Below are 13,558 nucleotides of genomic sequence, written 5' to 3' on the forward strand. Positions count from 1 at the left end.
GACTTTTCTTTTTATCATTTTAAATCAACGGCTTTGCCGTAGCAAGACAGCCGGCCCATCGCCACGCACGAAGACCATATATTCGACCCCGTCAATGACCACGATTGTCCCGTCCAGTTCGGCGAGTGCAGTGCCGTCGTTGGGAGTTAATGTCATCGACCCAAAAGATTGGATAAGGCTGTCGTCGGCCTGTAGAAACTGTCTGACAGTATCGCGGGTCAAACTGATCCCGTCTAATGGCGATGGCAGAATATCCGTGACCCTGGCAGTCGCGTCGTAGTTCACGACAATTCCATTCGTCGACGTCGCATTCCCATCCAGAGTCAGGCCAAAGGCAAACTTTGGAACATGGACTTGCACATTGCTGCCCGGCTGCGGCAGAGGTGTGCGGTTATCGACATTGATTGTCTGGATTGGCGATGTCAGCAACAAAGTCCCCGGAACAAAGGCGCTCTGGATATCGACCTTAGTGGCCGTTGTCGTAAGGGTCGTATCGACCACCCTCAATTCGTCCATCACAATGGCAGCCGCAACGACCTTCTTCAGGTTTGCTTTTGTGGCAACGGCCCCATCCGCACCTGTCAGGGTCAGCATCAACGGGCCAAGGCCGCTTGGGTCCTGCGTGACCTTTTCTGCGCTGATCTTATCAGCCCGCAGCGTCAGAACCTCAGCGACTTGCAGATCGTCGACATTCAGCTCGTCTGTAGCTTGCAAGCGCATATTGCGACCACGAATGGTTTTGATGCTCAGCGACCCCGGCAAACCGCCGGACCCTGCCGTATCGTTCACATCACCAACGGCTATCTGGGTGTCGCCCGTGATATTCCTCGTCGATGTAATGGTTGAATCCACGCCAGCAGTGATTACCCCGAACGAGACCCCGTTGCCAGAGATGACCGAAGATCCGTTGGCATCGATATCGCCCCCGCCAACACCCCCAGCAACCGAAGTCAACGCGATATTGCCGATATCCGATCCAAATCCGGCTGTCGACAAGCTCTTAAAGGTCAGAGCGTCTTGCGCGATAAAGGTCTGGCTGCCACCGCTTGTCGCGTTTTTGATATCCATCTTACCGGTGCCCGTCACGCGGATGCTGCCCGCTTTCTTCGTAACAGCTGCCAATGTGATGTCGCTCAGCGCAGCGACGTCAATCGCTCCGTCCATCGCGGTAGCCTCAAGTGTGTTGGTCATGATGCGCAGCGGATTTGCCGCCACAGTGACGGTATTATCCTTTGCGGTCTCATTGGCCTGCGTCTTGTCGCCGATACCCAGACCGGCAAGTATTTTAACGCCGGCGTCAGCCGCCATCGCATTGATATCAAACAGACGGCCCGCCAGCGTACCCGCGAAGACCTGCCCGCCTGCCGTGATGGAAACCGCATCAAGAAGCGTGCTTGCCGACGTAATGCCCGTAACCAGCGCATCCCCAACGGTATCGATTTGGACTTTGCCCGCAGCAAACAAGGCCACGCCGTTCAGCATCTTAAGAGAGCCGGCGTCTATGGTGACGGCCCCTGCCCCCGATGTTACAGCGCCGTTGCCGGTAATAATCTGACGGCCACCGGCTGTCAGATTGATGTCACCTGCCGTCTCGACCACGCCGTCAACGGTGCTGTCGCCTGCGGCAAACAGATCGATCGTGCCGCCAGCCGTTGATTTCGCTTCGCTGACCGCAAACGTGAAACCGATGGGGCCGTACAAGTTGATACCGTCTTTGGCGTTTGCCTTAATGGTCCCGCCCAGATTGACGCCCACATTCAGTCTGTTCGTACCGGTTCCGATAAACCCAAGCGCAGCGGTCAAATTGACCTGAGAGCCAAGGATATTGATCAGCTTATCACCATTTGCGTTGATCAAAGACCCAGTTTTGGCATCAAGTGTGACGTTTTGCGGTGAATAAACCGTGTCGATAAGACCGTCACCCGCAAAAAGACCGTCACCCGCAAACACAAGGCTGACGCCATTCTGCGCACGCGCGGTGGTCGTCGCGCCAATATTAAGCGCGAGGTTCAGCGGTGTTGTTGTAGAGCCAATTCCGCCTTGGGCAGATTCCAAGATCAAGTTGCCGCTCGAGATGAACCCGCCGCCCGTTTGGATCGCCTTTGTCGGGCTTGCCGAAAACACGCGGCCAGGGCCGCCCGAATTCGCAATGTCGTCACGCACCTTGATGCGGGTTTCTCCTTGGGTGGAAATCGCACCAAGCAATGCCCCGGTTTGCGACGCCAGGAACGCCTTACCGATATCCGAGTCGATGGCACCGGTTGGGGTGGCAGTCACGGTCACGTTCAGCTCTTCAGTGGCGTTAAAGTTCAACGGCCGCTTGCTCAGAACGGTCAAAACGGTGTTGTCAGCCGCCACCAGACCCGCAGCAGCAGCCGTAAAGAACGCCTGCTGAATCGGGGTGAGGTCAACGAATTTCGCGCCCAACGGAATATCAACCGTCGCAGGTATCACAAGGCCGGCAACCGCCGTCTGATACGCTGCAAATGCAGCTTGATAGCTGGCCAGCGCATCATTGTATTTCTGGATCGTTGCAGGCTTGGCCGAGCTTGGCGGGGCGACCGGAATTGCGACGGACCCAACCGTCAACAATAGGTCTGACCGTTCGGCAGCGGCCAAAGCCACCTTTTGATCCGCCGTCAAAAGTGCCGGATCAAGGCTGGACCGGATAGAGACGCCCGGATTTGCCGTACCGGCGGCTGTTTCACCAACCCCCATTTCGGCAAAGATTTCAACAGTTCGTCCAGACACGTTCGGGTCTTTGATAACCGGATTTGTACCCGTCACAGTTTTCAGCGCACCTGGCGCGATAGAGAACGCCAGCTGACGTTCTGTCCAGACGGAGCCGACGGTCAGGTCGCTCTCCTCTGCTGCGGTCGCATTGTATTGGTAGTTTTCAACAAACACGTTCGCCAGATCATCCGTGGTCGGATGTGCCGCCTTGAAGTCGGCGGTCTTTTGCGTCTCGACAGTCTGGATATAGCTGTCGACCCCCGCATCAAACAGCACCTGAATTTGCGCTGCAGTCGCGGCTGGGTTCGTGTCGATAAGGGTCTGGCGATACTCAGAAAGATCCGCTGCCGAGACTTTGTATTCGTAGTTCGCCAGATAGGCATTTGCGGATGTCGCCCCCACCGTGGCGTTCAAGTTGCGGTATTCGGCTGTCTGAACCTGATTGTAGTCATCAATCTTGGCCAAAACCTGCCCGTCAACAGTTGGGTCCAAAGTAGCGCGCACTTGCGCTGTGTATTCTGTGCTAAGGGCCTGATATTTGGCCGAAAGCGGATCAAGAACGACAGAGTTTGTTGTCTCATAAGTCTGGATCAGAGTTTGAACCCCTGCATCCACCGCAGCCGTTACTGTCGCATCCTTGGCCGCCCAAATCTGCTCGGCATAAAAACTAGACAACGACTTATAGGTCGCCGATGTCGGGTCAAGCGTGACCTCGAAGGTTGGGTCAAACACCGTTGGATCAGCCTGCGTAGAGCGGATCGCCCAATACTGGTTGTACTGCTTGGTTTTGATATTCTCGTAGGCGCGGATAGTTTGCGCCTGCTTGGCTTGGTTATTGCCGCTTGTGATACCGTCCACCGCATAAGTGGCGCCAGTGTCCGCATCAACCGCTGTCCGGCTGGCGGAATCTTCTAGCAGGCCAAGGCTGTCCCAATAGCCCAACAGCTGGTTGTAGGTCCGCAGGTCAATCGTCTCAACCGGGTTGTTATCAAGGATCTGACCGGTCGAGGCCAAGGTGACATCTCCGCCCAACGACAAGACCTGATTGACCAGCATGGTGCCATCAGGGTTGCCACCAGCGGCCCACTCGCTTGACCGGATGCCGATATCGCCTGCGGCAACCGCCGTAAGGCCCATATAGACATTTTGCGGCGCCTCACCGAACGTCCGAAGGGCCGGATCGCTGGTATAGCCAGAATTGACGTGCAGCAAACTGTTATAATCCGCCGTCGAGCCGATAGACCCGCTGAGCGCAGAAAGGGTGACTTTATACCCTTGCACCAATGACGCAGGGTCGGCGGCAAGGATAGACCCAAGCGCAGACAGCTCGACGTTACCTGTCGTCGGTGAATAGGTGCTGCTGGCCGCAGTCACCTGACCCACACGCAAATCGCCGCGCCCAAAGACCGAGACGTTCCCGTCACCGGCATTGGCATTAAGTATGCCCTGCGTTCCCGCAGCCAGTTTTGTCATATTGACGAAAATCGCCTTGGACGTAACCGGCGTGGTCGCATTGGCATAATCAAGCCCCCCGACCGAGCCGGACGCATTCAACGAGACAGACTGTGCCGTGATAAGCCCGGTATCGGTGCCTTTAAAGATCGACTTACCGGCACCCGTAACATTGATATTAACATCGCCACCAAGGCTTTTGATGTCACTGTTAATGATAACGTCACCAACGGAATCCACCGTGATCGACCCGGTATCCGAACCGATGAACGAGATTGCGATCGGATTGTCAGCCTTAAGAGAGTGGGTCGTGATCGTGGTGTAGGTTTGGTCTTTTTGCATGTGGACGTATGTCGTCTTTGACAGGAAGCAAGCGACCGAACATGTATAATAACGGCCGGTCTCATAGACGCCAGAGTCGGACGTGATGTAGGTAAAGTCGTATGTCTTCAAGTCAACTGCGCTAAGGGTTGAATTGGCGACCTCTGTCGTGACCGAAGGTGTCACGACCACACCGCTGCTGCCGGTCGTAATCGGGGTATTTGTAACCGAAAGCGTTACGTTCTTGGGCGAGACATAAGTACCATCTGGAAGGCGACCAACGCCCTCAGAGGTGGTTACCGCCCCATTATAGAACGTATCTGTGTCGTAGGTAACCAAGTTAAAGAACGTCGCGCTTGAACTGTTTGTCTTCTTGGTCACCTGCTTAAATTGTTCTGCCGTGGTCCAGACGTACCGCTGGTCTGCGGTCGTCGTATAGGTTGCATTGCGGTCGCTGCCTGTGTTCGTCATTGCAGCGGTCAAATCAGCGGTTGTTTCAAATGTACCCGTGGCGTTGTTGATAATCCGGCCGGTGACCGGATCAATCGTGCCGTTGACCACGGCGACGCGCACCTGACCTGCGGGCGTTGCTGCATCCGGGTCATAAACGCGCGAATAGACCGAATGTTTGACGTTAACCGTCACCGTATCTTGGCCCGCGGTCGGTACAACACTGACCACATCGGTGATGTCGATAATGCCTGCCGTACCGCGCAGCTGCGATGTGTTTTGGTCATTGAACACGGTCGAAACAACGTCCGACCCTGTGTTGAGCGTTTTCAGAACGACAGCGGTACCGCTGGCATTGTTGATGTCGATAGTGCCAAAGCCGTCGAGCACCTTGAGCGCGCCAGAGCCTTTGGCGGTGTTCATGATCTGACCATATAGCTGGATATAGCCACCATGAACGCTGGTCCCGTTCACCTCAAACACCTTGTCGGCGGTGTTGTAGTTCGCGCCAATGGTGCTGGTGTCGCTTACCAGTTGGTAGATGCCGTCGCCGACTGCAGTCCAATTCGCGACGCCCGCTGGGCGATTGGCAGGGTCCATGTAGTATTCGGCTTGGGCTTTGCTGAACTCAAGCCGGCCGGTGATCGAGCCGTCAATCCAGTCTTTAATGTTGACCTGCTTGAAGGCACCGCCCCCGATATCAAAAGAATAGATCGGGTCTTTGGCCGAATTGGTGGTGATCGCAAGGGTGTAATCGGCAACTGCATCGGCCAATTCAGTGGGGTTAATGCCACCGGTCGGCATAACCAAGTTGATCGTCTGACCTGCGGTATTCGGCAAGGCGATGGTCGAAGATGGTGCAACAACCCCGACCAAAGACGCACGATACGCCGCAATTGCTGCCGTAACCTGAGGATCCGTCAGGCCGATATTTCCGACTGCGTACGTGGTCAGAGTAGGCGTTGCTGTAAGGTTCAACACGTTGTTCACGATTCCGCTTTGGATCGTGCTGTTGATGTTGATGTAGCGTGCCGCAATAGAAATGCCGCCATTGGCCAATATGCCAGGCCCCGCTTCGGAGAAGCGTTCGGGATCGTTAAACTGTGCAGGGTCACCACCGATGTGGTTGAATCCGTTCACATAGCTGGCGACGAAATCACCGTTCTTGGCAACAATTTCAACCGATCCGGCATTGATTTGGCCCCGGACATAGATGTTGCCGGCGTCACTGATAATTCGCACCGCACCTGTGGTATTTTCCAGCACTGAACCGGTGTTCAGAATAATATCAGGCCCGACGTAATTGCCTTTCAGATGCTGAAGCCCCGAGGCGGTGTTATGGAACGCCGAGTCTTCGGGATTGTAATGCGACAGAATTTCGACCAGCGGCCGCGACGACACCAGACCTGTCTTGACCTGGAAGGCCGTGTCAAGCTGCGTACCGCCATTCATCGAATTGATGTCGTCAGCGCTGTTTACCAGCGCGCCGTTGAAACGGACGTTTCCGGCATCATAGGTCGGAATGACAAGGTTATTCAGGACCAACGATGCGGCGGTGAAGTTTTCCACCAGAATTCTGGCATCGCCCGGGGCTGCAAGTTTCCCGCTGGCGCCGCCGATCAAAGTATCTGCATTGATAAAGATGTTGCCCAGACGGGCGACCGTGTCAGGCACAATGATCTCGGGGGCGGTCGGGCCGACGATGGTGCCAGACCCGTTGATCGCATTGTAGTTGTTGGTACCAAGCGACGAATTCAGGCCAGTCAGCAATTTTTCAAACGCCGCGACAGACGTCGCAGACCCAAGCGGAACAGTCGCAGGCGCAGCCGCCCTGAGCGTCGTAACCTTAGCATTTATTGACACGAAATAGGTCGAAAGCGCGTCCTTTTGCTCGTCCAGCGCTGCAACCGCGCCTCCGGCAAAGGCCAGCGCGCCGTTATTCGCAAGAACGCCTGTATCGCTTCTATTCAGGGTCGCAATTGACGCCGTAATCGCGTCTCTGGCAGCCCCGGCAGCGGCTCTGCCTTGCAGAGTTGCTGCAAAGCTATCGATGCCAGATTTGGCATCCTTTGCCTTTGTTGCGGCAGTCGTCGCCGCGGCCGCCATCTCGGTGTTATTCGTGGCGATCACGCCCAGATTGGTATCAATGGCCGATTTGGCGGTGCCAATCGCCAGTTGAGCGGCCGTTTGGGCGGTCGGATTGCCCTGCGCGATGGCCAGCGCCAGCGCGGATTGTTGCGCCAAAAGAATGCCGCGCTGCGTCACGATATTTGTCTGTGCTGTTTCATTCGCGGTCTTAAGAGTCCCGACAGAATTAGCAGCAGTTTGCCCGTCTTGGATCAGGGCCGTAATGGCGGCAGCCGTACTTACGTTAGCGGCATTATAGGCCACTGCCGCAGCATACCCCGGATCAGTAGAAGCGGGAACCGCAACGGCATAGGTCGAGAACGTTTTCACGGTGCCCAAGGCATTGCTCAGGCTGCTAACGGCGCTGTCTACGCCGGCTTGCCCCGTATTGTAGCCTTTCAAAATTTCCGCAGCAATGTCAGAAACCGTCGAATTGAACACCCCATCTGTCGCCGTAACAAAGCTGGCATTGGTCGTGTTGATATTGGTGGTATCAATCACAGCCGATTGGGCAGCTGCGTCTTTTTGGGAAATGCCGGTATAGGAGCCGAGTACAAAGACACCAGCACTATAAGACCCCAACCCAAGGGACACCAATTTGTCCTGCAAGAATTTGATTTCATTGGCATAGGCGCCTGCCGCGATGACATCTTTATCATAGACGTCGAGCAAGTTTTGCAGCTCGGTCAATCGGTTAAGGATCTGCGTTCCGACCGCTTTTTCCCCAGTGATCGTGATCTTGATATTATCGGTCAGAGTCGGGTCGGCGATACAGGCGGTATTGGCGACGACACAGTAATTGGTGCCATAAACCTCTTGCTGGAAGTCAGTTTCGGCATATTTGATCTGAACGGTTTTAAACCGTTGCAGGCCGGTATCGACCAACCCGTCAACCTGAACAGTCCCGCTTCCTGCGATGCGCGAGGTTCCACCATGATAATCGAATGACACGTCATCGCCACCAAAGGCGTTCGAGACAGCACTTGCAATAGCGGCCAGCGCTTCGCGGTAGATGTCTTTCCCGGTCCCGACTGCGCTTGCGGTGATGTCGCCACGATGGGCGCTGATAGTGATGTCGCCCGCAGCATTCACGCCCTTTTGTGCCGTTGCACCGCTGTCTTTGACAACAACATAGGACGCGTTCGTAATGATGGCCGTCGGATCTGGCGACGCTGGAATCGGAATTGCCGTGTTGTTGAAAATATCAAGTGTCGCATTAACCGCGAGCTTGGCATTAAAGCCTGTAACATCTTTGCCTGCAGCATTGGCAAGATCCAGATCTTTGCCAGCCGACAGGTTAATCGAGGCGCTGCTCGGTTCGGACCCGTCAACCGGGCTAATCCCGTCCGAGGCTTCAAGCCGAACACTTTGCCCGATAGTGACCGAATTGTCCCCAGTATAGTTCACATCCGCTTCGCCCGACGGGGCGCCAGCCAAACCATATGTCGTGGCAGAACCCCGAACATCGATGTTAGCCGTTCCCCAGGCTGCCATCAGAATGTCGCCCTTATCGACGATGACGTCAGAGTTGTTCCCAACCGACACTGTTGTATTCGCGAAAGCGTCCAACAGGATATCAACATTGGCCAATGCGATCGCACCGCCAGAGTCGATTTTTGCCTTTTGCTGTGCCGTAATATCGCTGTGCGCCGACATGGTCAGATCTGACAGAGTCACCCCGCCGATTGGCATCAGGTGAACCAAGGCGCTTTCTCCAATCGACGCATTGGTCTTGCGATGATTGAGGTTCAGTGTAGCACCACCCGCTGGCAATGAGGCCAGCCCGCCCGACGTTGAATCCACGTTCCACGCGCCTGATGGCAGGAACGTGTTTGTGGTCAGGTTATCCGCTGCAATCCTTAGGTTTGCGGCGTACAGGTTGATGTTATTCCCAATATGGGCATCTACATCGCTAAGAACCGTGTGGTACAGCTCTGCACCGCTGCCGCCCGCAAGAGAGGCTTGGGTGCTATCAACGGACCCTGCAAAATTGGTCTGATGCAGCGCCGATATATCGGTCGTACCGGTCACAGTCATGTTGTACCCGCCTGCGGTTTGGTCCGCGCTGGCAAGGGTGCTGCTGATCGTTTCGGTTGTCCCCGATGCGGCCGAGCCTGCAACAAGCCCGCCGCTGCCTGCGACAGTCACCGCTTTGTTGGTATCTGTGCTGTTGGCGTCAATGGTCAACGACCCGGCCTCAAGGCTAACCAGGTCATTCAGGACGGCTTGGGTTGTCGTATTCGACTTGGCCTTGGACGTGTTAAAGCCAGCCGCAACAAGCCCAACAGCCAGACCGGAGGCATGCGAATCCTGATTGGTCGTAGAGGTCGACGCGATATTGACCAAACCCGTCGCCTTCAGCGTGCTGCCTGTAACCAAGGCGATAGCAGAAGAGGTATTCTTGGCGTTCGAAATTGTGGCACTTAGCCCCACCAGCGCCCCGGCAGAGCCACTTGACGCCGCTTTGACCTTGGCCGCGTTCAGGTTTGTCGACACGTCGATGCTGCTCGCATCAATCGTCGAGCCGCCTTTGATTGTAGCACTCACCTTAGCCGCGACGGTGGAATCGGCCAGCGATCCGCCTGCAGCAAGCAAGCCAGCCACAGCAAAGCCGGTGGCTGTAGTATCGGCCTTGGCGATTGCCTCGGCGCTGACATCAACCGCACCGGACGCTGTGACATGAGAGTTGTCGATGGTCGCCGACACAGTAGGCGACACGGTTGCCGTGGTCCCCGCGCCCTGAAGCGCTATCCCAACACCGCCACCTGCCGCCGTCGCGTCTGCAACCACGTCATCATCTGATTTGGCCGAGACCGAGACCGACCCGCTGTTAATTCTGGTATTCTGGACAGTGGCATCAATCACACCACCGATTTCGGCAATGGCCACCGATGCGCCAACGCCTGCGGTGCCACCGATAGAGACACCAAGCCCGACGATATCAATCGCGCGGGATGCATCTGCATTCACGGCCACACCGTTGGTGACAAGCATGTTTTGCGCCTGCACATAGGCCTTGGTCCGCGACCGATCCTTGATCACGGCAGCATCCGCGCTGACAGCAACAAAGCCACCCGCAGCACCGGCAAAGGTGCGTGCCTTAATGCTGTGTTCTGTGCCCGCGTTGACGTTAACAGAAGCGGACGTAACCGAAGCCGCCGCCCCATTGATCTGGGCCGTGCTGCCCGTATCAACTGTGATAACGGCGATACCGGCACCGACAGCCGCACCACCGACCGCAAACGCACCGGTTTTCAGATCGATCGCCAGATCATCCGAACTGGTCACACCAACACTTTTGCCTGCGTTGATCGTTGCACTGCCAACGCTGGCAGACGTACCCGCAGGAACGGAAAGCGCGGCAGCGGCCCCCGCCACGTTAATGCCAGCCCGTTTGGCCTGCGCATCAGAGCTGATTTGTTTGACCCGGTCATCATCGGAATCCTGAAGCAGGTTATCCACTTCAGAATTATTTGCCTGATCCTGAGCGTCAGAATTGACGCCGTCCATGTTCGCCACGCCGTCGCTGGACTCGTCCAACTCATTGTCGGCCTCGCCACCGGGGGCGACACCATCGCCATAGCTGTAAATCGCAATACCTGCAGCCAGCGCAAAAGCCCCGCCAGAGCCACTGGCGACCAAAGAGTCGCCCGCCTTGTTGGACAGGCCGCTAATGAATACATCGCCTTTTGCATTCACGGTGGCGCCATCTTGGACATAGGCCGCTGTGGTCGTTTTAAAGATACCCACGTCAACCGCACCCGACAGCCCAACAAGGCCTGCCGAAACCGCACCGGCGGCCACGGATGTGACTGTAGAATCGCGAGCGGTGACAGAAACGTCTTGTGCAGACGTCGCGCCAGCATTGCCGCCTTCGGTATTGACCTGTGCACTCGCACCGACAAAGGCCGAGGTGGTGACGTCCATCAGGTTCAACGACAGAACACCCGCTATACCCGCATAAAGGCCGCCTGCCCCAGACACCACAAGTGTCAGCGCCGCTTGGGTCGAATTCGCTTCGACATTTACGCCGCGCGTGCTGCGGTATGCATCAAAGCCAGCACCGGTATAGATATTATGGTTGACGGCCCTCTTGCCAAAGCCCGTCACTTGCGCGCCAGAGGCGATCGAGGCTGTAATGGTCTTGTCGACAAGAACCACCCCGACGGCGGCACCAATACCAGCCGTGCCACCAACGGCGACCGACCCCGCCAGCATTGCTGTGCGGGTTATATCGTCGGCGATCACGTCGACATTGCCTTGTGCGACAACCTTGCCGCCCAATGTGGCCGTTGTTTCCGTTGTCAGATCAACGGCAGACCCGCTGCCTGCCAAGGCGGCAACGCCGCCGCCAGCGCCTGCAACAGCCCAAATCGCAAAATCTTCGGACGCTTTGGACGATACGCTCACATTGCCCTGTGCCGCGACATCGGACGTGCCAACGATGGCCCGTGTTTTGGTATCGACAACCGCCGCGTTTACGCCAGCGCCCCCGCCGACCGACCCACCGATAGCCACAGCGCCCGAGAAGCCCAAAACATAGACGTCACTCGCGGCGGCCACAGTTAACGATTGCGCGTCATCGGCGGCCACTCCGGCCATTTTATTAATCTCAACGCCGTTTCCGACAGAGGCTTTGGTATCCATCGTGATAACAGGCACGCTGGCCGACAAAGACACAGCCACGCTACCTGCCGCTGTACCTGCGACCGCCATTGAACGAACAGCACTCGTGCCCAAGGCATTGACAATCACACCGCGGCCTTGCGCAGTGACAGGCGCTTTAAGCCGGTTTTCCGTCAGCAGCATCAGACCGGCTTTGCGTGCATCGTCAGAAGTGCGCAGCTTGTCTTCATCCGCGCCAGCACCTGCCGCCGCAACGGTCGAATGGTTAACGTCTGCCGCTTGGAAGCTGTTCGTACCGGTGAACGCGCCAAAGGACGGCGTGTATCCCGTAACATAGGCTTGGTCAGCCCCCTTCCCAAGCGCCGTAACTTTGGCACTATCGTCCACATTGGCCAGCGTCGTGGCGTTGATAACAGTTACCCCGACCGAGGCCCCGATACCCGCTGATCCGCCGCCTGCAATGGCACCATCCAGCATGTCGATGCCAGTATCATCACTGGCCATAACGGCAACGTTGCCGTAGCTATAAAGATCGGCGTTTTCGCCGACATTTGCTGTGGTCTTGGTGGTGACCGCATAGACCGAAACCGCACCGGCAAGCCCCGCCGATCCGCCGATTCCGACACCCACCGCAATCGCAGAAAGCGCTTCTGTATTGGCGGCATCAACGACAACATTTGCAGATCTGACCAAGGCCGATTGGCCAAAGGCCGCTTTGGTGGTTTTGTCGATTACGCTGACCGCAACCCCTGCGCCAGCGCCTGCACTGCCGCCACCCGATGCGGCACCGCCAATGGCATCCAGCGTCGTGACATCGCTCGCCGACAGAGTGACCGACCCCGTGTTATAGGCATTCCCGACTTTGGCAAAGTTGCCGACCACCGCTTCGGTGGTTGTATCCAGAACGTAAACGCCAACGCCAGCACCCACGGCATTGCTGCCACCAGCGGCCCCTGCTGCGGCGATAGTTAGGCCTTCTTCTTTGGCCGTCGCAGAAATAGTGATCGCATCATCTGTATTGATTTCGGCCCGATCTGCCGTGCCGGTGCCATCGGCCATAGCGGCGCGGGTGACGTTATCGACCACCACAACTGACGCAGAGGCGCCGATTGCATTCGACCCACCGCCAGCGGCGGCACCCGCAAGGCTAAAGGTGCTAAAGTCATTGTCGGCAATCAAATTGACCGCGCCTGTCGCAGTGACATGCGCCCCTGCGCCCATCAGCGCCTCAACTTGGTTGTCGCCGGTGATGACTGTCGCCACACCGTTCAGCGCATTGTTGCCCGCAAATGCGACAGCAACGCCGAACGCCTGAATATCCTGCGAGGCCAGCGCGCGGCTGGTAAACAGACGCGCATTCGAGATGATCGCCCGATCGGCAAGCTGGGCGATCGTCGTCCCGCCACTGACAATAACCGAACCGGCAATGCCAACGCCGTTGCCACTGCTCAGGGCTATTGCGCCAGACAGGGCCTTGGCCAGAAAATCGTTGTTCGCCTCAATCGTAACGTCACCAACACCAGCATTTACCGTCGTGGCCGCAGTGGCTGCTCCAGCAAGGCTTTGACCGACGGATGCCTTGACATCATCGGTAAAGACCATAACCGCGAACGACCCGGTGATCGAGTTTTTGGTGCCCGCAGAGCCGCCGACAGCCTCGACATAATAGTTATTGGCACCAAGTAGTTGCCCAGTGCTGAGCGTTGTTTTAAGGGCGTCCAGATCAGAGAATGTGAACGTGGTCCCTGCGTCAACTTTATGGGTCAACGCCTTCACTGTCACCCCGCCAGAGGCAATCGTCGTTCCACCCCCGACTGAGGCAGTGTAGTCTTTATCAGATACGACAACC

At 56.7% G+C, this 13,558-nt stretch carries 1 protein-coding gene; it reads right to left on the minus strand.

Annotated elements, in window-relative coordinates; all coding sequences use genetic code 11:
* Positions 1 to 24 precede the first annotated feature (24 nt).
* Positions 25 to 12,930: a hypothetical protein gene (locus tag ACEN2J_RS09065; protein ID WP_442105223.1), complete on the minus strand. Its 12,906-nt coding sequence runs from the start codon at positions 12,928 to 12,930 to the stop codon at positions 25 to 27.
* Positions 12,931 to 13,558: the final 628 nt, after the last annotated feature.

The organism is Pseudorhodobacter sp. W20_MBD10_FR17 (genome assembly GCF_052119765.1).
In the GTDB taxonomy this organism is placed as follows: Bacteria; Pseudomonadota; Alphaproteobacteria; order Rhodobacterales; family Rhodobacteraceae; genus Pseudorhodobacter.